This window comes from Streptomyces sp. NPDC039736, assembly GCF_055596485.1.
Window position 1 is genome coordinate 952,878 of the sequence record NZ_JBVIUQ010000002.1, and the last position, 19,417, is coordinate 972,294.

At 74.3% G+C, this 19,417-nt stretch carries 15 protein-coding genes; 8 read left to right on the forward strand and 7 right to left on the reverse strand.

Annotated features, from left to right (window positions below):
- Positions 1–224: 224 nt before the first annotated feature.
- On the reverse strand, positions 225–1,739 hold the full coding sequence (locus ACZ56L_RS09285) for an LCP family protein (RefSeq protein ID WP_471062771.1): 1,515 nt from the start codon (positions 1,737–1,739) through the stop codon (positions 225–227).
- Between the two features lie 176 nt (positions 1,740–1,915).
- Positions 1,916–2,671, reverse strand: coding sequence for a TIGR03089 family protein (locus tag ACZ56L_RS09290; protein WP_471062773.1), 756 nt, complete (start codon positions 2,669–2,671; stop codon positions 1,916–1,918).
- A 128-nt stretch (positions 2,672–2,799) separates the two neighbouring features.
- Here ACZ56L_RS09290 and ACZ56L_RS09295 point away from each other — a divergent pair, with 128 nt between their 5' ends.
- Together ACZ56L_RS09295 and manB are read left to right on the forward strand one after the other, a co-directional pair.
- Positions 2,800–4,065 carry a peptidoglycan recognition protein family protein gene (locus tag ACZ56L_RS09295; protein ID WP_471062775.1) on the forward strand — a complete coding sequence of 422 codons (1,266 nt, stop codon included), beginning with the start codon at positions 2,800–2,802 and terminating at the stop codon, positions 4,063–4,065.
- A 161-nt stretch (positions 4,066–4,226) separates the two neighbouring features.
- Positions 4,227–5,309 (forward strand): mannose-1-phosphate guanylyltransferase, encoded by a 1,083-nt coding sequence (gene manB, locus ACZ56L_RS09300; protein ID WP_471062777.1) that lies wholly within the window; start codon positions 4,227–4,229, stop codon positions 5,307–5,309.
- Here manB and ACZ56L_RS09305 read toward each other — a convergent pair whose 3' ends face one another.
- From ACZ56L_RS09305 to ACZ56L_RS09320, 4 genes are all read right to left on the reverse strand, one after another.
- Entirely contained in the window at positions 5,310–6,194 is an 885-nt protein-coding gene (locus ACZ56L_RS09305) for a DNA-3-methyladenine glycosylase family protein (RefSeq protein ID WP_468687690.1), read from the reverse strand. It lies immediately after the preceding gene.
- 323 nt (positions 6,195–6,517) lie between these two features.
- Entirely contained in the window at positions 6,518–7,843 is a 1,326-nt protein-coding gene (locus ACZ56L_RS09310) for a coenzyme F420-0:L-glutamate ligase (protein ID WP_471062779.1), read from the reverse strand.
- Entirely contained in the window at positions 7,840–8,796 is a 957-nt protein-coding gene (cofD, locus tag ACZ56L_RS09315) for a 2-phospho-L-lactate transferase (protein ID WP_468687694.1), read from the reverse strand. Before cofD ends, ACZ56L_RS09310 begins: the two co-directional genes overlap by 4 nt.
- 13 nt (positions 8,797–8,809) lie before the next feature.
- On the reverse strand, positions 8,810–9,310 hold the full coding sequence (locus ACZ56L_RS09320) for a cysteine dioxygenase (RefSeq protein ID WP_345222326.1): 501 nt from the start codon (positions 9,308–9,310) through the stop codon (positions 8,810–8,812).
- A gap of 773 nt (positions 9,311–10,083) precedes the next feature.
- Here ACZ56L_RS09320 and ACZ56L_RS09325 point away from each other — a divergent pair.
- The 3 genes from ACZ56L_RS09325 (at position 10,084) to ACZ56L_RS09335 (ending at position 15,993) form a co-directional block, all read left to right on the forward strand.
- Positions 10,084–10,347: a WhiB family transcriptional regulator gene (locus ACZ56L_RS09325; RefSeq protein WP_030927001.1), complete on the forward strand. Its 264-nt coding sequence runs from the start codon at positions 10,084–10,086 to the stop codon at positions 10,345–10,347.
- 301 nt (positions 10,348–10,648) lie between these two features.
- On the forward strand, positions 10,649–14,497 hold the full coding sequence (locus ACZ56L_RS09330; protein WP_471062783.1) for a glycosyltransferase family 2 protein: 3,849 nt from the start codon (positions 10,649–10,651) through the stop codon (positions 14,495–14,497).
- The gene (locus ACZ56L_RS09335) at positions 14,494–15,993 is read left to right on the forward strand and encodes a DUF5719 family protein (protein ID WP_471062785.1); all 1,500 of its coding nucleotides are present in this window, start codon (positions 14,494–14,496) and stop codon (positions 15,991–15,993) included. Before ACZ56L_RS09330 ends, ACZ56L_RS09335 begins: the two co-directional genes overlap by 4 nt.
- 56 nt (positions 15,994–16,049) lie before the next feature.
- Here ACZ56L_RS09335 and ACZ56L_RS09340 read toward each other — a convergent pair whose 3' ends face one another.
- Positions 16,050–16,550, reverse strand: a complete 501-nt coding sequence (locus ACZ56L_RS09340) for a metallopeptidase family protein (RefSeq protein ID WP_380836835.1) — start codon at positions 16,548–16,550, stop codon at positions 16,050–16,052.
- A 365-nt stretch (positions 16,551–16,915) separates the two neighbouring features.
- Here ACZ56L_RS09340 and ACZ56L_RS09345 point away from each other — a divergent pair, with 365 nt between their 5' ends.
- From ACZ56L_RS09345 to ACZ56L_RS09355, 3 genes are all read left to right on the forward strand, one after another.
- A complete protein-coding gene (locus ACZ56L_RS09345; protein WP_471062786.1) occupies positions 16,916–17,296 on the forward strand; it encodes a DUF3499 domain-containing protein in 381 nt (126 codons plus the stop codon).
- Positions 17,297–17,393: 97 nt separating this feature from the next.
- Positions 17,394–18,758 (forward strand): phosphomannomutase/phosphoglucomutase, encoded by a 1,365-nt coding sequence (locus ACZ56L_RS09350; protein ID WP_345222336.1) that lies wholly within the window; start codon positions 17,394–17,396, stop codon positions 18,756–18,758.
- A 394-nt stretch (positions 18,759–19,152) separates the two neighbouring features.
- Positions 19,153–19,335: a Trm112 family protein gene (locus ACZ56L_RS09355; protein WP_345222338.1), complete on the forward strand. Its 183-nt coding sequence runs from the start codon at positions 19,153–19,155 to the stop codon at positions 19,333–19,335.
- Positions 19,336–19,417 lie beyond the last annotated feature (82 nt).

The window sequence follows — 19,417 nt, forward strand, 5'->3', positions numbered from 1 at the left end:
GCCTGAGTCCTCCGTCGGTCCCACGCGAGGCGCCTCCCCCCAGGCGGCTCATCATTCGGTCCAGTCGTGCGTGCGTGATCCGAGCAGCGGCTCGTTGCACTGGATCGCGTCACACTATCGGGACAGATCAGCGCCCAGCGACGGCAGTGACAAATTGCACGCCCCTTACAACCGGGCAATACGCACAAAGCGCAACGGGTGACGCCCCGGACTTGGACATCGCTTTACCCGCACAGGTCCGCGGCGGCGCTGGTTCCGGTGAACGTGGGGGTCGGGGCGGGGGTGGGCGTTCCCGAGGCGTCGGGCTTCCGGCCGTCCTCGGTCCCGGGTTCGACCGTTCCCCCGCCCGGGGAATCGATCGCGGAAACATCGCCCGATTCACCCTGTTTGTCGGGCGACTTGGGAGGTGCCACCGAGACGGGCGCGTCCTCGCGGAGCTGCCGGAAGAGCTTCTCGGCCTGGGACCGGACCAGTTCGTCCCGGTTGCGGTCGTAGCGGTACGGCTGTCTGGGCACGGTCAGGAACTGCACCCGCTCCGAGGGCACGTTCCGCATGCTCGACGCCAGGTCGTACAGGTCGCGCAGCGAGGCCAGGCCGGGGTCGGTGGTCAGCGACTTCGTCGCCGCGTCCAGCACCGGGTAGAGCTTCGTCGGGTTGAGCAGCACGCCGTTGCTCTGCATCTTGTTGACGAGCGAGCCGAGGAACTGCTGCTGGCGGTCCATCCGTTCGGTGTCGCTGCCGCCGCCGATCGACTTGCGGGCGCGCACATAACCCAGCGCCTGCTCGCCGTTGAGGGTCTGCGGGCCCGCGGCCAGCTTCAGGTGCGCGTCCTTGTCGTCGATCGGCTCCTTCAGGCAGACGTCGACGCCGTCGACCGCGTCCACCATGTGCTTGAAGCCCTCGAAGTCCACCACCATGTGGTGGTCGACCCGGATGCCGGTCAGCTTCTCGACGGTACGGATCGTGCAGGCCGTGCCGCCCATCTCGAACGCCCAGTTGAACTGCGCGAACATCTTCCGGGTGCGGGTGCCGTCCGCCTTCGTGCAACTGGGGATGTCGACCATCAGGTCGCGCGGCAGCGAGACGCCGGTCGCGCTCTTCCGGTCGGCCGCCAGGTGCAGCAGGATCGTGGTGTCCGAGCGCTGGGTGCCCTCGTCGCGCCCGTACTTCTTGTTGCCGCCCGCGCGGGTGTCGGAGCCGATCAGCAGGATGTTCAGCGCGTTGAGCGCCACCGGGGCCTGGGTGGGGCGCTCCTTGTCCCAGGCGCGGAGTTCGGCGGCGGCGTCGGTGTCGGTGGTGATGTTGCCGTCGAGCTTGTTGTAGAAGTACCAGCCGGCCCCCGCCGCCGCGAGCACCACGACCGCGGCCCCGGCGGCCAGCCGGCGCACCCAGTGCCGCTTGTGGTGCGGGAGGCCGTCCTTCTCCGGGACGGCGGTGGCGGTGGCAGTGGCGCCAGGGGTGGCGGCGGGCGCGGCAGTTGCACCGGCACCGGCGCCCGCGCCGCCGTCGGGTGCGGGGGCGTCCGACGCGCCGGAGGAGGCCGTGTCCAGTGCCGGGGCTCCTGCCGCGTCCGGCGCCGGTGCTTCCGCTGTCTCCCCTGCCGGTGCCGGTGCCGGTGCCGATGTCCGCGGCGTGTCGTCCGCCGGGTGCGCCCCTTCTCCGGGCCCGGGTTCCGGGGCCGCGGCCGGCCGGTCCGGTTCGGGGGGCGTGCCAGCGGTCTCGGTCACGTCGTCGTCCATCCTCGTACGGGTCGGCGGCGCGCTGGGCCGCCGATCGCAGGAGTAGACGGCTGAACCCGGCGCTTGGTTGTGCGTCCCATCGATCATGTCCTGTGCCCCGTCGCGCGCCGGCGAAGCGGGGCCCCGGTTCACCGGTTGGGCCGCCCTGCCGAGCCGTGCCGGAGGGCGTACGGCCGCTACGCCCCGCGCGTGTGCGTGACGCGCTCGCTCTCCACGCGCTTGGCCAGCCCCGCCGCCGACAGCTCGCCGATGTTGCGGACCAGGACGACCGAGGCGCCGGACGCCAGCGGCGCGTACAGACCGCAGGACAGCCCCTCCCACGTGTCGTACGGAAGCCCCGACAGCACGCGCGACCCCGGCCCCAGCCCGAGCGCCTCCGCGTCCGCGTGCGCCCGCTCCACGACCTGCGCCGCGCTCAGCGACGTGCCCCCGACGGACAGGGCGGCCTCGTCGGCGTCCACGGGGGCGAAGGGCGCGAACCGGTCGCCCTGGGAGGGGACTTCGACGGCGTAGTCCATGAAGCCCTCCGGGGCCGTCGGGAAGCGTCCGCCCAGCGGCCGCAGCGCCAGCGCCACCCGCTCGCCCCGGCACGCGCGCGCCGCCTCCAGCGTGTCCGGGCCGCTGACCACGACGTCCGCCGCGGCCGGATCGCCCGCGACGTCCGCCTCGACGCCCACCGACGCGCAGGCCAGCAGCCACACCGCGCTCTGCCAGTGCGCGGGCAGGTGCAGCGCGAGCCGGTCGCCGGGCCCGGCGGACAGGTCGCCCTGGAGCAGATTGGCGGTCTTGGCCACCCAATTGGCGAAGGTCGCCACGGACAGTTCGACGCGCTCGCCCGTCGCGTCGTCGTAGAAGGTGACAAGGGGGCGGCCCGGGTCCGTCGCGAGCGCGGAACGCAGCAGGTCGGCAGGGGTGCGGTCGGTGGAGTTCATCTGGCGAGCGTACGTCGCCCGGCGCGGCCCCGGCGGCGTGGGCGGGGCGGCCGGGGCCACCCGTCCGGCGGATGGACCGCCCTTTCACCGATGGACAGATTTATGCCGGTATGACCACTATCGGCTGCATGCGTGCACTCCTTGCTTCCTCGATCGGCGTCACCTGCGCGGCCCTTCTCGTGCTCCCGCTCGTCCTGCCCGAGGACGGCTCCGCGGACCGGCGGCAGTTGGCGGGCGCGCAGACGGCGGACCTCCCCGGGCTTCCCGGCTCGACCCGCTCCCTGCCGCTGGCCCCGCTCGCCGGGAGCCTCGACCGGGCCGTGCCGCAGGGGGCCGCCCGCGGGCTCAACTCCGGTGACGTGGCCCCGTTTTCGCTGGTCGGCGTGGTCTGGGACGACCCCCGTGCCGTACTGGAGGGGCAGGTCCAGGTGCGTACGAGAGCGGTGGCGACCGGTGAGTGGTCGCGCTGGCAGGAGCTCGACGCGCACTCTGCCGACGCGGCCGACCCGGGCGTGGCGGAGACCCGTGCGCACGGCTCGACGGCGCCCCTGTGGGTCGGCGCCTCCGACGCCGTCCAGGCCCGGGTCCGCCCCACGGGCGGCCCCCTGCCCGAGGGCCTGCGGCTCGACCTCGTCGACCCCGGCGCCGAACCGCCCCGCAACACCTCCCGCGCGCCCGCCGCGTCCCGGGAACTGCCGGAGCTGACCCGGGCCGAGACGGAGGCCGAGGCCGCCGCCGCCGGGCTGCGGGCGGCCGAAACGGAAGCGCAGGCCGGGGTACGGGGTCCGCGCATCGGGCCCCGGCCGCGCATCGTCCTGCGCAAGGGCTGGGGCGCGGACGAACGGCTGAGGGAGAAGGGCAGCGTCTACACCCGGACCATCAAGGCCGCCTTCATCCACCACAGCGCGTCCGGAAACGCATACCGGTGTTCGCAGTCCGGCTCCGTCCTGCGCGGTATCTACCGCTACCACGTCAAGAGCAGCGGCTGGCGCGACTTCGGCTACAACTTCGCCGTCGACAAGTGCGGCACCGTCTACGAAGGGCGCGCCGGAGGTGTGGCCAAGCCGGTCCTCGGGGCGCACACTCTCGGTTTCAACACCAACAGCATGGGCATCGCCGTCCTCGGGACGTACACCAGCACCGCTCCGCCCGCCGCCGCGGTCAACGCCGTCGCGAAGCTCACCGCCTGGAAACTCGGACTGCACGGCGCCAACCCCCGGGGCGTCACCCAGCTCACCTCGGGGGGAGGCAACCTCTACAAGAAGGGGAGGAAGGTCCGGCTGAACGTCATCTCCGGCCACCGGGACGGCTTCGCCACCGAATGCCCCGGCCGCCGCCTCTACCAGAAGCTCGGCGCCACCCGCTCGGCCGCGGCCCGCCTGCAGGGACGCTGATCCCGGGGCCCCGCAGTCCGGGGCCGGAAGTGCAGGCCGGGAAGTTCACCGCGGCGCCGGCGCTCCCTTCGGGCGGGCCGCTGACCGGGACGTATCGAACAGTCTGCATACACTGGCCAGCCACATCCGGCCCGGCCCCAGCAGGAAGCAGAGACGACAAGGTGACTGAAGCGATCCTCCTGGTCGGAGGCAAGGGAACCCGGCTGCGCCCCCTCACGGTGAACACTCCCAAACCCATGGTCCCGGCAGCCGGCGTGCCCTTCCTGACCCACCAGCTCGCCCGCGCCAGGGCCGCCGGAGTCGAACACATCGTGCTCGCCACCTCCTACCTCGCCGAGGTCTTCGAACCCCACTTCGGCGACGGCTCCTCCCTCGGCCTGCACCTGGAGTACGTCACCGAGGACGAGCCGCTGGGCACCGGCGGCGCCATCCGCAACGTCGCCCACCGCCTGCGCTCGGGCCCCGACGAGCCGGTCCTCATCTTCAACGGCGACATCCTCACCGGCCTCGACATCGAGGCCCTGGTCGACACCCACTCCGCGTCGGGCGCGGACGTCTCCCTGCACCTCACCCGCGTCGAGGACCCCAGAGCCTTCGGCCTGGTCCCCACCGACGCGACCGGCCGGGTCACCGCCTTCCTGGAGAAGCCGCAGACGCCCGAGGAGATCGTCACCGACCAGATCAACGCGGGCGCCTACGTCTTCCGCCGCTCGGTCATCGACACCATCCCCACCGGCCGGCCGGTCTCCGTCGAGCGCGAGACCTTTCCGGACCTGCTGGCGAACGGCGCCCACCTCCAGGGCATGGTCGACTCCACGTACTGGCTGGACCTGGGCACCCCGCAGGCCTTCGTCCGCGGTTCCGCCGACCTGGTCCAGGGGCGTGCGCCGTCCCCGGCCGTCCCGGGCCGCTGCGGCGACTGCCTGGTCATGCCGGGCGCGGCCGTCGCCGGTGACGCCAAGCTGACCGGCGGCACGGTGATCGGCGCGGACGCGGTCGTCGGCGAGGGGGCGCGCATCGAGGGCTCGACGGTCCTCGCGGGCGCGGTGATCGAGCCGGGCGCGGTGATCCGGGACTCCCTGGTCGGCGCGGGCGCGCGGATCGGCTCCCGTACGCACCTGGTGGGCGCGGTCATCGGCGACGGCGCGCGGGTCGGCGCGGACAACGAGCTGCGCGACGGCGTGCGCGTGTGGTGCGACGCGGTCCTGCCGGCCGCCTCGGTCCGCTTCTCGTCCGACCAGTGATCACAGGTGGGAGAAGCGCCCCGGGGCGCGGCGCGGGCCGCGCCGGGGCGGGGTCAGCCCGGTGAGCAGGATGTACCGGGCGGCCCTGTGCCGCTGGCCCGCGTAGGGGGCCAGCAGCTCCAGCATGTCGGCGTCGGTCGCGCCCCGCTCGCCGGTGAGGGCGTAGCCGACGATCCCCGGCAGGTGCAGGTCGCCGACCGTCAGGGCGTCGGGGGCGCCGTTGCTCCGCTGGAGGGTCTCGGCCGAGGTCCACGGGCCGACGCCCGGCACCGCCTCCAGCCTCTTCTTCGCCTGCTCGTACGGCATGTGCGCGGCCTCTTCGAGCCGCGCCGCGACGCGCGCCGCCCGCACGACGGTGTCGGCCCGCTTGGCGTCGACGTTGGCCAGGTGCCACTCCCAGGAGGGGATGCGGGCCCAGCCGCCGGGGTCGGGCATCACGTACAGGCCGGGCGGCGCACCGGGGAAGTCCGACCCCGGCGCGGGCTCGCCGAAGGTGCGCACCAGGTGCCGCCACGAGCGGTGCGCCTCGGTGGTCGTCACCTTCTGCTCCAGCACGGACGGGATCAGCGACTCCAGCACCAGCCCGGTCCGGCACAGCCGCAGCCCGGGGTGGCGGTGGCGGGACTGGGCCACGACCCGGTGGCGGGGCACGAACGCCTCCGGCTGGTCGCCCTCGCCGAGCAGCAGGGGCAACTGCCGCAGCAGCCAGTCGCCGCCGGGGCCCCACGCCCGGGCGTCGGTCTCGGTCACCCGCAGCGTCCCGGGCCCCTCCGGGGTACGGCTGGCCCGCCACACGGACCCGTCCTGCGCCACCCGGTACGTGGGGTCCGCCCCGCCGCGCCGCAGCGGACCGAGGACGAGCCGCCGCTGAAATCTTCCTGCCACTCCTCGACCCTACGGGGTGCGTGGCGGGCCTCCGGCCGACCGTGCCCGGGTGCGGCTGCCGCCGCGAGGTGTGCACGGGATTCCTGCGGGTGTGCCCTTTGTCTCTGTCCCGTGCGGGGCTGTTCGTGGTCCCTGTCCCGTGCGGGGCTGTCCGTGGTCTCGGTCCCGTGCGGGTGCGTCGTGGCTGGTCGCGCAGTTCCCCGCGCCCCTGACGGCATGCCCTCCGGGCAGCCGTCCCCCGCCCAGCCCCCTTCCGCTCCCGGCCCGCCCGGGTGCCGCCCCCTGCGCAAGCGGCCTGCGCCGGACGTCCGCCCCGGCAAGCCTCAGCGCACCGTGATGAAGTCCTCCGCCTCCCGCTCCCCCCGCGCCCCCGGCGTCCCCGCCGGCCGTCCCACCGCGACCGCCCCCATCGGGTCCCACCCCGCAGGCAGCCCCAGCACCTCCCGCACCACGTCCCGGCAGAACATCGTCGACGACACCCACGCCGAGCCCAGCCGCTCCCCGGCCAGCGCCACCAGGAAGTTCTGCACCCCGGCCCCCATGGCCACCACGAACATCTCCCGCTCCGCGGCGTCCCGCCGGGCGTCCCCGTAGGTGTGGCAGCCGTCCGTCACCAGGCACGGCACCACCAGGTAGGGCGCCCTCCGCAGGACCTCCCCCCGGCGCACCCGCTTCGCGATCGACTCCTCGGACTTCCCGTCCGCCCGCAGGTCCGCGATCCACGCGTCCTTCATCGCGTCCAGCAGCCCGGTCCGGGAGGACTCCGACTCCAGCAGCACGAACCGCCACGGCGTCGTGTGGTGCGGCGCCGGGGCCGTCACCGCCGCCGCGACCGCCCGCCGCACCGCCCCGGGGTCCACCGGATCGTCGGTGAACTCCCGTACGGTGCGCCGCTGCGTCACCGCCTCCCGGACCGCCTCCGAGGTCCCGAGCCGGAACATGTCGTCGGCCGCGCCCCGTACCAGCGCCCGCGCGCCCTCGTCGCCGGCCGCTGCGGAGACCACGTGGGAGAGCCCCCGCACGACCGCCACCGGCAGCCCGTCCGCCTTGCCCTTCACCAGGTCGCCCGCGGCCGCCAGTTCGTCGGCGGTCGCCACGATCGTCGCGCTCAGCGGATTGCCGTACGCGTCGGTCCCGCCCCGCAGGTCGTCGAGCACCCGCACACCGGCCGCCCCGATCGCCACATCCGTCAACCCGCTGCGCCAGGGTCGCCCGAAGGTGTCGGTGACGACGACGCCGACCTCGACGCCCAGCGCGTCCCGCACGCCGTCGCGGATCGCCCGCGCCGAGGCGTCGGGGTCCTCGGGCAGCAGGAGCACCGTCCCGGCGGGGGTGTTGGAGGCGTCCACCCCGGCGGCGGCCATCACCAGGCCCTGCCGGTTCTCCACGATGCGCAGGGCGCCCCGGCGGGCCACGACCCGTACCGTCTCCGCGTCGATGGCCTCCTCGCGCGAGCCGGCGGCCAGCACCCGTCCCTCCGCCTTGCTGACGACCTTCGACGTGACGAGCAGGACGTCGCCGTCGGCCAGCCCCGGCTCCGCGTCCGCGATCAGCTTCGCGAGGTCGTCGCCCCGGCGGACCTCCGGCAGGCCGGGCACCGCCCACACGCGGTACTCCGGCGCGCCCGGACCCGTAACGGAGTCGCTCACGCCCCCACCTCCGCGGCCAGCTCCAGCGCGGCGCGCGCCATCGCGGCGGTCGCGGCGAGGTCGGTCATCATCAGCGGCACCGCGCGGCAGCGGATGCCCGCCTCCTCGACGGTCCGCACCGTGTCCGCGTCGACCGTGTCGACCAGCCAGCCGTCGAGGAGCCCGGAGCCGTAGTGCCGGGCGACGGCGGCGGCCGTCGACTCCACGCCGACCGCGGCGAGCACCTTGTCGGCCATGCCGCGCACGGGCGCGTCGCCGACGATGGGGGACAGGCCCACCACCGGGACGCCCGCGTTGGCGATGGCCTCGCGGATGCCGGGGACGGCGAGGATCGTGCCGACGCTGACGACGGGGTTGGACGGCGGGAAGAGGATGACGTCGGCGGAGGCGATGGCCTCCAGGACGCCGGGCGCGGGCTTGGCCTGCTCCGCGCCGACCGGCACGACGGCCTGCGCGTCGACGGAGGCGCGCAGCTTCACCCAGTACTCCTGGAAGTGCACGGCCCGGCGCTCGCCGTCCTCCTCGATCGCCACGTGCGTCTCGACGCGGTCGTCGGACATCGGGATCAGCCGCACGCCGGGCTGCCAGCGCTCGCACAGGGCCTCGGTGACCGCGCTGAGCGGATATCCGGCGCCGAGCATCTGCGTGCGCACGATGTGCGTCGCGAAGTCGCGGTCGCCGAGGCCGAACCATTCCGGCCCGACGCCGTACGCGGCGAGCTCGGCCTTCACGTGGAAGGTCTCCTCGGCGCGCCCCCAGCCCTGTTCCTCGTTGATGCCGCCGCCGAGGGTGTACATCACCGTGTCGAGGTCGGGGCAGACCTTCAGCCCGAACAGATGAATGTCGTCACCGGTATTGCCGATGACGGTGATGTCCGCCTCCGGGGCCGCCTCCTTGAGGCCGCGAAGGAAACGGGCACCGCCGATACCGCCTGCAAGAACCACAATGCGCATACGCAGCAGTGTGTCAGGCGGTGCTGACATCCCGTCGGGCGGTCGTGAAGGGCGCCGGGTACATCGGCATCTCGGTGAGCCCGGGGAAATAGACGTGCAGGCTGACGGCCGGTTCCAGGGAGTCGTTGACGACCTCGTGGACGTGGCCGGGCACGGACACGTACTGCGCCCCGGCGCCGAGCGTCCGCGCGCCCCTGTCGTTGCGCTCCGTCAGCTCGCCCGCGAGGACGGTCAGCACGCCCGAGGACGCCCCGTGGTCGTGCGCCCCGCTGCCCTGCCCGGGCACCCAGCTCAGCAGCCACACCTCGTAGCCGGGGCCGGTGCGCAGCCGGTGGTACCAGCGGGTGGTGGCGTCGTACCGCACGAGGTGCGCCCACTGGGAGCGGTCGGCGGCGATGGAGCGGGCCAGGCCCGCGAACCCGGCCACGGTGGTGGGGTGCTCGCGGGCGGGGGCCAGGAGGTGCTGGACCTCGAGGAGGTCGCCGGCGATCTGGAGGTCGCTGTCGCTGTTCATGGTGCGGGGGTTCCTCGGCAGTCAGTGCTGGGGTGTCGCAGAACGGGTGCCGCACGGGGGCGTGGGGTGCGGCGGGCGCGGTGCACACGGGGTGGGGTGTGCGGCGTACCGGGCGGCCGGCGCGTGCGAGAGCGCGGCGGCGGGGCCTCGGAGCTGGAGCGCGGGTGGCTTCAACAGCTGTGACAGCAACAGTGACAGCGGGCCGGGGCAGCACTGCGGACCACACGGGTGTGGGGTACGGGGCGCACTGCGGTCGCTGGCATGGGAACAAAGGTGACGGGCCGCCTCGGTGGCTGTCAACTCGATGACCGGTTTGGCGGCAATCTTTCACCTCATGCGGTGAGCCCGGGCGGAGAAAGGTTTGTGCAGCCGCTGACGTGGAGAGACCGCGCTGCAACCGACCGTGGTTCCGTCCCGGGACCCGCGCACCGCGTCACCGGCCCGCGCGCCGCGACCGTCTGCGCACCGTTGCCGTCCCGTGATCCGACTGTGATCCGAGTCGCTTCGCGGAGCGGACCGCAACAAGATCCACCTCCACCGCGTCTTCCTCTCCGTCGGGGGTACCCGTTGAGGAGGCGAGGTCTTGTGTCATGGTTTTTGGCGATTTGAACACTTTCCGCATAGCCTTGGTTCCGCAGAGTGAATAACGGGCCCAATAGCAGATCTCGGCTTGACTGGCACGGAGCTGCACACTTGTAATTTCACCCGTGTCGTTCGGCCGGATTCGGTGACGGCAACATCACGGGGAAGCAAAAGACAGACGAGGGGCGCACATGACCGAGCTGTTCCAGCAACTGCTGGTCGAGGACGCGGACGAGGAACTCGGCTGGCAGGAGCGCGCATTGTGCGCCCAGACAGATCCCGAGTCCTTCTTTCCCGAGAAGGGTGGTTCCACCCGTGAGGCAAAGAAGGTCTGCCTCGCCTGCGAAGTCCGCTCGGAATGCCTTGAATATGCCCTGTCGAATGACGAACGCTTCGGAATCTGGGGCGGATTGTCCGAGCGTGAACGCCGGAGACTGAAGAAGGCCGCGGTCTGAGCGGCATACGCGGAGCGGCCCCCGGACGAACAGCCGCGCCGCCCACGGTGCCCCGGCCGCACCGCGCGGTGCCCCGGCCCGCACCGCCCCAGCAAAACAGCACAAGGCAGTACACAACGAACGGTCCGCCGCCTGCCCCTTCCCCGCAGGCGGCGGACCGTCTGCATGCGCAGCCGTTAGTGTGGGCCGCTGTCCGGCGATCGCACCCGGCGCCCCACGGGCACCCGCGTGCGCCGCAGTCAGCGTTAACCAGCCTTCCGGGGGGCGACCCCCGGACCCCGGCCGGAGGGCCCGTACGTCGATGTCCGTCAGTCAGCCAACGGCCCCGTACGCGGCCGCCGCCACCCCGCCCGAGTTCCCCCGCCACGTCGTCACCGCCGTACTCGTCTCCCACGACGGTGCGCGCTGGCTCCCCGACGCGTTGCGGGGGCTCCTCGGCCAGGAACGCCCGGTGCAGAACGCCGTCGCCGCCGACACCGGCAGCTCCGACGACTCCGCCCGCCTCGTCGCCGAGGCCCTCGGCGACGAGCGCGTCCTGCACCTCGCCCGCCGCACCGGGTTCGGCACGGCCGTCGAAGAGGCCGTGCGCACCGCGCCCGTCCTCACCCCCGAGGAACTGCCGTACCTGAAGAAGCCCAGCGGCTGGGACCCCGTCAGCAGGCAGTGGCGCGACGACGCCCACGACCTGCCCGACCTCCCGCACGGCGAACCCGTGCAGTGGCTGTGGCTGCTCCACGACGACTGCGCCCCCGCCCCCGACGCCCTCGCCGAACTCCTGCGCGTCGCCGACTCCGACCGCACCGCCGCCGTCGTCGGCCCCAAGCTCCGCGGCTGGTACGACAAGAAGCAGCTCCTGGAGGTCGGCGTCTCCATCGCCAACTCCGGCCGCCGCTGGACCGGCCTGGACCGCCGCGAACAGGACCAGGGCCAGCACGACCAGGTGCGCTCCGTCCTCTCCGTCTCCAGCGCCGGCATGCTGATCCGCCGCGACGTGTGGGACCAGCTCGGCGGCTTCGACCGCTACCTGCCCCTGATGCGCGACGACGTCGACCTGTGCTGGCGCGCGCACGCCGCGGGACACAGCGTCCTGGTCGCCCCCGACGCCGTCGTCCGGCACGCCGAGGCCGCCGCCCGCGAACGCCGCACCGTCGACTGCGCGGGCCGCTCCGTCGCCAACCCGCACCGCGTCGACAAGGCCGGCGCCGTCTACACGATGCTCGCCAACGCCCGCGGCGCCGTGCTCCCCTACGTCCTGCTGCGGCTCGTCGTCGGCACCCTCCTGCGCACCCTCGCCTACCTCGTCGGCAAGGTGCCCGGACAGGCCGTCGACGAAGTCACCGGCCTGATGGGCGTGCTGCTGCGCCCCGGACGCGTCCTCGCCGCCCGCAAGGCCCGCGGCAGAGGGAACGTCGAAGCGGCCGAACTGCGCCCCCTGTTCCCGCCGCCCGGCGCCACCCTGCGCGCCACCGTCGAACAGGTCGCCGGCTCCTTCGGCGGCGCGGGCGAGGCCGAGTCCGGGGGCTCCCGGCACGGCGCCGTCGAGTCCGGGCCCGGCGGCGATGACGCCGACTTCCTGGAGGTCGAGCAGTTCGCCCGGGTCAAGAAGGTCGCCCGCAAGCCGGGCCCGGTGCTCTTCGCGCTGCTGCTGCTGGTCGCCCTGGTCGCCTGCCGCGGCCTGTTCGGCGGCGGCTCCCTCGCGGGCGGCGCCCTGCTGCCGTCCCCCGACGGCGCCTCCGAACTCTGGTCCCGCTACGCCCACTCCTGGCACCCCACCGGCGTCGGCGGCACCCAGTCCGCCCCGCCCTACCTGGCGCTCCTGGCCGCCCTCGCGACCCTGCTCCTGGGCTCCACGAACGCCGCCCTGACCCTGATCCTGGTGTGCTCCGTGCCGCTGGCCGGACTCACCGCGTACTTCGCCTCCCGGTCCCTGGTGGAGTCCCGGCTGCTGCGCGCCTGGGCGTCCGTCGCGTACGCCTTCCTGCCCGCCGTCACCGGCGCGCTCGCCGGCGGCCGGGTCGGCACCGCCGTCCTCGCCGTGCTGCTGCCGCTGATCGCCCGGTGCGCCGTCTCGGCGAGCGGCGCCCGCACCGGTGCGCGTTCCAGCTGGCGTTCGGTGTGGTCGTACGCGCTCCTGCTGACCGTCGCCACCGCCTTCACCCCGGTCGTGTGGCCCCTCGCGGTGCTCCTGGGCATCGGGGTCCTGGTGCTGCGGCGCGACGACGTCACCGCCTACGCCCTGCGCTTCGTGGCGGCGGTCGGCACCCCGGTGCTGATGCTCGCGCCCTGGTCGCTGTCGCTGCTCACCGACCCCGCCGCCCTGCTGCGCGAGGCCGGACGGCCCTTCGGGGCGGGCTCCGCCACCCCGCTGGACCTGCTGGGCATCAGCCCCGGCGGCCCCAAGACCGCCGGCGGACTGCTCCTGGTGGGCATCGTGCTGGCCGCGCTGGCCGCCCTGCTGCGCGGCGAGCGCCAGGCCGCCGTCCGCAGCGCCTGGGCGGTCGCCGTCCTCGGCCTCGTCCTCGCCGTCCTGACCAACCGCGACGGCTGGGCGGGACCGGCCACCCTCGTGTACGGCCTCGCGCTGATCGCCGCCTCGGTGCTCGGCGCCGACGGCGCCCGGGAGCGCGTCGCCTCGCAGAACTTCGGCTGGCGCCAGCCCGTCGCCGTCCTGATCGCCGCCGCGGCCGCCCTGGGCCCGGTCCTGGCCGCCGTCGGCTGGATGTTCGTCGGCGCCCAGGACCCCCTCGGCCGCCGCGACCCGGTGCAGGTGCCCGCGTTCGTCGCCGAGGAGTCCACCACCCGCGACCAGCCGCGCACCCTGGTGCTCGGCGGCGACTCCGCCGACCAGGTGGCGTACTCCCTGGTGCGCGGCTCCGGCGGCCGCCTCGGCGACGCCGAACTCACCGAGGCGGGCGGCGCCGCCCCCGGCCTCGACAAGATCGTCTCGAACCTGGTCGCGGGCTCCGGCGCCGACCAGGCGGGACAGCTCGGCGGCTACGCCGTGCGCTACGTCCTCGTGCGCGACGGCGCCGCCTCCCGGCAGATGAGCCGCGTCCTGGACTCCACGCCCGGCCTCATCCGCCTCAGCCAGCTCGACGGCAGCGCCCTGTGGCGCGTCGAACGCCAGGTGGCCCGCCTCACGATCGTCCCGCCGAAGGAGGGGGCCGAGCCCGTCCCCGTCGCCTCCCAGCGCATCGAGGCGCACACCACCGTCAAGGGCGGCGAAGCGGGCCGCGTGCTGCGCCTCGCGGACACCGCCGCACCCGGCTGGAAGGCCACCCTGGACGGCAGGGAACTCACCGGGAAGACCCTCGACGGCTGGGCGCAGGGCTTCGAACTGCCCACCGGGGGCGGCAGGCTGGACCTGACGTACGAGGCCCCGCTCGCCCACACCGCCTGGCTGTGGACCCAGGGCGCGCTCGCCGTCGTCCTCGTGGTGCTCGCCCTGCCGGGCCGCCGCCGCGAGATCGACGACGACCTCCCCGACGCCGACCGGACGGCCGCCCCCGACGTCCCGGCCGCCCCCGTCGAGGGCGAGGGCCGCAGGGCACGCCGCCTGCGCGCCGCCGCCGAGGCGGAGGCGGAGAGCGAGCAGGCACCGGTACCGGTGGCCGACCCGTACGCCGCCCCGTACCCGGACCAGCAGGAGTCCCCCTACCCGGCAGTGCCCCAGCAGGGCGCGTACGGCGAGTGGGACGCCCAGGCGTACGCGGGCGCGGCCGCCGAGGCCGAGTACGGGCAGCAGGGCCAGTACGCCGCCCAGCCGCCCTACCCGCAGCCGCAGCAGCAGGGCTACGGCGACACCACCGGATACGACCACGACCCGTACGGCTACCAGCCGCAGGCGCAGGACGCCCCCCGCCAGGAGCAGTCGTACGAGCCCTACGCGGGCGCCGGCCCCGGCGACCGGCGGGCCGGCCCGGACGACGGGCCCGCCGGCCGCGACGCCGGCGACAGCGGCTACTTCGGCGGTCCCGCCGCCTTCCGGCAGCCGCCCGTCCACAGCCCCCGGCCGTACGACCCCTACGCCGACGAGCAGGGCGACTTCCCGCACGGCACCGGCACCGGCATCAGCTCCGGGGCCGACGACGGACGGCCGTACGACCCGCACCACGACCGGCAGCGCCCCGACGGGAGCAACAACCGATGAACCGCAGCACCCTCTCCCTGTTCGGCGCCGTCGCCGCCCTGGCCGCCGTCACCGGCTTCGCCACCGTCACCGCCCCCTCGGGCGGAACCGGCACCGCGAAGAGCGCCGGCACGGCGGCCGCCCGGCTGCCCGTGGAACGCTCCGGCCTGCTGTGCCCCGCGCCCAGCTCCTCCGACCTCGCGGAGACCGCCTACACCTCCTTCACGCCCAAGGGCGGCGCGGCGAACGCGAAGCCCGGCACGGCGGAACTGGTGCCGGTGACGGTCGCGGGCAAGCCCGCCAAGAAGCCCGTCATCACCCTCAAGGAGCCCGGCAGGCCCGTCACGGCCACCGCGAACGGCGGGGAGTCCCCGGCCCTCGTCGGCACCGCGGACGGCGCCCTCGCGCCCGGCTGGGCCGCCCAGCAGACCACCAAGGTCAGCGGCGAGGGGGCGGGCCGCGGACTGTTCGGCCTGAGCTGCTCCGCGCCGGACACCGAATTCTGGTTCCCGGGGGTGAGCACCGCCGAGACCCGCCAGGACTACGTCCACCTCACCAACCCCGACAACTCCGCCGCGGTCGCCGACGTCGAGCTCTACGGCCCGCAGGGCGTCATCAAGTCCGATGCGGGGGAGGGCATCACGGTCCCGCCGCACGCCACCGTCCCGGTCCTGCTGTCCACCCTGTCCGCGACGAAGGTCAACGACGCCACCGTGCACGTCACCACCCGCGCGGGCCGCGTCGGGGCGGCGGTGCAGGCGCTGGAGGACAAGGTCGGCGGCGACTGGCTCACCGCCTCCGCCGACCCCGCGCCCGGCGTCGTGCTCCCGGCCGTCCCCGCCGACGCCACCTCCGTGCGCCTGGTGGTGTTCGCCCCCGGCGAGGCCGACGCCGACCTCAAGGTGAAACTGGCGGGCGCCAACGGCTCCCTCACCCCGGCCGGGGCGGAGACCCTGCACGTCAAGTCCCGGATGACGGCGTCCCTGGACCTGGGCAACGTCACCCGGGGCGAGGCGGGCGCCCTGGTGCTCAGCCCCTCGGAGGGCACCAGGCGCACCCCGGTGGTGGCCGCCCTGCGCGTCGTACGGGGCCTGAAGGACAAGCAGGAGGTCGCCTACGTCCCCGCGACCGCCCCCGTCGGCGCGCGCTCCAGCGTGGCCGACAACCGGGCGCAGGGCTCGGTGCTCTCGCTCACCGCGCCCGGCGCCGCCGGCGAGGTCAGGGTGACGGCCTCGGCGGGCAGCCAGGGCGGAGCCCCCGTCACCAGGACGTTCAAGGTCAAGGCGGGCGCGACCCTGTCGGTGGCGGCCCCCGTGCCGACCGGCCTGAAGGGCTCGTACGCGCTCACCGCGGAGTCGGTCTCGGGCGGCCCGGTGCACGCGGCCCGCATCCTGACGCTCATGGAGGACCGCGTGCCGATGTTCACCGTCCAGCCGATGCCGGACGACAAGGGCACGGTCGTCGTGCCGCGCGCCCGCAACGACCTGTCGGTCCTGGACGTGCGCGCACGCGACTGATCAGTCCCCGCGCCGCTGCGCACGGGGGCCGCCGCCGGCGCGCCCCCGTACCGCCCTCACTCCTGCCCGTAGCGCGGGTCGACCGACTCCGGCGCCAGTCCCAGCAGCTCCGCGACCTGCTCCACGACCACCTCGTGCACCAGCATCGCCCGCTCGTCGCGGCTCTTGGTGCGGATCTCCACCGGACGCCGGTAGACCACCACGCACGCCGGCCGGCCCTCCCGGGAAGGCACCGCACCGCCGAGCGGAACGGGCTCGTCCGACCACTCCTCGGGCCCGTCCGCGGTGGCCGTGCGCGGTACGTCGAGCACCAGGAAGTCGACCTCGGCGAGCTGCGGCCAGCGCCGCTCCAGCCGCTCCACCGAGTCCTGCACGAGATCGCCGAAGGCCTCCGCCCTACTGGCCGACAGCGGCACCTGCGGCGGTGCGACGGGCCCGCGCATGCCGCGTCCGTGGCGGTCGCGCCTGCGCGGCCGGGGGCCCGTGGGCCGCGGTTCCACGGCGTACGGCTCGGGTGCGTGCGGGTCGGGGGAGCGGGGCGGTCCGGAACTGTCCATCACTGACGCAGCGTAGCCCTCCGCACAGCACGGCGGTCCGCGTCCCGTCCGCGCTCCGCCGGGCTCCCGCCGATCACCCGCCCGGCTTCCGTTCAGCCGCCCTCGCCGTAACAGAATGATCATTTCAGCCAATCACGGGCTCGTTTTCATAACCTCTGCGACCTCTTGCCCCGCTGAAGTCGACCTGTTTCCTCGCCCTCGACCTCCCCCGGGAAGCCGCCCCGCTCCCGCCCGCAGCGGTCTCCTCGCAGGTCACAACGGTGCCGCCGCCGACGCCGGGCACAGCCGTCCGGGAACGACACGGTGGGGTGACGTAGGGGGAGAGTCGTCGCGGCCCGTTCAAGAGTGCGGTACCGTCCAACGTCGTGAGCCCTGTACGTCGCTGTTCGCGCACTGCGTGCGGTCGTCCTGCCGTCGCGACACTGACGTACGTCTACGCGGACTCGACCGCCGTCCTCGGTCCGCTCGCCACCTACGCCGAGCCGCACTGCTACGACCTGTGCGCCGAGCACTCCGACCGCCTGACCGCACCCCGCGGCTGGGAGGTCGTGCGCCTCACCGACGACTCCGCCCCGGCCCGCCCCAGCGGTGACGACCTCGAAGCCCTGGCCAACGCGGTCCGCGAGGCCGCCCGGCCGCACGAGCGCCCCGCCGACCCCGACGCCACTGGCGCGCGCACCGTGAATCCGGCCTCCCCTTCCGCCGCCCGCCGCGGCCACCTGCGGGTCCTGCGCTCGCCCGAGTAGGCGCCGGCTCCGCCCGCGATGCGTCACCGCAGGGTCCGAAGAACCCCCGTACGGGTAGTTTGGGGCGACCGAACAGGACTTTTCCAAGGGGTGGCACGTGGCTGCTGATCTGTCGCAGATCGTGAAGGCGTACGACGTACGCGGGGTGGTGCCCGACCAGTGGGACGAGCACCTCGCGGAACTCTTCGGAGCCGCCTTCGTCCAGGTCACGGGCGCCGAATCGATCGCCGTCGGCCACGACATGCGGCCCTCGTCGCCCGGCCTCGCGCGCGCCTTCGCGCTCGGCGCGGCGGCCCGCGGCGCCGACGTCACCGAGATCGGCCTCTGCTCGACGGACCAGCTGTACTACGCATCGGGCACCCTGGACGTCCCCGGCGCCATGTTCACCGCCTCGCACAACCCGGCGCAGTACAACGGCATCAAGATGTGCCGCGCGGGCGCCGCCCCGGTCGGCCAGGACACCGGCCTCGCGGAGATCCGCGCCCTGGTCGAGGAGTGGTCGCAGGCCGGGGCCCCGGCACCGGTGGACACCCCGGGAACCCTCGTCTCCCGCGACACGTTGCAGGACTACGCGGCCCACCTGCTGTCCCTCGTCGACCTCTCTGCGATGCGCCCGCTGAAGGTCGTCGTCGACGCGGGCAACGGCATGGGCGGGCACACGGTCCCGACCGTCTTCGCCGCCCTGCCCGTCACCCTCGTACCGATGTACTTCGAACTCGACGGGACCTTCCCCCACCACGAGGCGAACCCGCTCGACCCGAAGAACATCGTCGACCTCCAGGCCCGCGTCCTGGCCGAGGGCGCCGACCTCGGCCTCGCCTTCGACGGCGACGCCGACCGCTGCTTCGTCGTGGACGAGAAGGGCGTGGGCGTCTCCCCGTCCGCCGTCACCGCGCTGGTCGCCGCCCGTGAACTCGCCCGCAACGGCGGCCGGGGCACGGTCATCCACAACCTGATCACCTCGTGGTCCGTCCCCGAGGTCGTCCGCGAACACGGCGGCACCCCGGTGCGTACCCGCGTCGGCCACTCCTTCATCAAGCAGGAGATGGCGACCACCGGTGCCATCTTCGGCGGCGAGCACTCCGCGCACTACTACTTCAAGGACTTCTGGAACGCGGACACGGGCATGCTCGCCGCCCTGCACGTCCTCGCCGCCCTCGGCGGCCAGGAGACCCCCCTCTCCGCGCTCCTCGCCTCCTACGACCGCTACGCGGGCTCCGGTGAGATCAACTCCACCGTCGCCGACCAGGCCGCCAGCACCGCGGCTGTGCAGGCCGCCTATGCCGGCCTCCCGGACACCACCCTCGACCACCTCGACGGCCTCACGGTCTCCAGCACCGACTGGTGGTTCAACCTCCGCGCCTCCAACACGGAGCCCCTGCTGCGCCTCAACGTCGAGGCCCGCGACGACTCCACCATGCGCAAACTCCGCGACGACGTCCTCGCCCTGATCCGCACCTGACCCCAGAACCCCACCCCCTTCGGACGGGGAGCCACCCCCCCACGTGGGCGACGGGCCCGCCCTGCCCCCGCCCCTATGGGCGGCGGGCCGCCTTCCTCACTCCCCCCAGCCCCCTTGGGCGACGGGGCCGCCCCAAGGGGGCGAGGGGGGTACCCCCTGCTCGAGCGAAGCCGAGAGCTTGGGGGAGGGCGGGCAAGGGGGCGGCCCCTCCCGCTCCCGGCCCACCCGGGTGCCGCCCCTGCCCGAGCACCTGCGCCGGGCACCCTCCCCACCGCGCCCCGCCCCCCGCCCCGGGCCCGACCCCGCACCCCTCACCCCCGGCAGGCCCCCACCCCACCCCACCCCAGCGATAAGCTGACCCCACCCCACCCACGCCCCCCGAAAGGACCACCCCATGCCCCTCGAAGCCGGCCTTCTGGAGATCCTCGCCTGCCCGGCCTGCCACTCCCCCCTCGGCGACAAGTCGGCCGCCGACACCCCGGAACTGATCTGCACCAGCAAGGACTGCGGCCTCGCCTACCCCGTCCGCGACGGCATCCCGGTTCTCCTGGTCGACGAGGCCCGCCGCCCCGCCTGATCAACCACGCTCCGACCCCGGCCGACGCCGCGCGCCCCGGCCGGGCCACCCGTCCGCAGCACATCGGGCGCACACCCCAAGC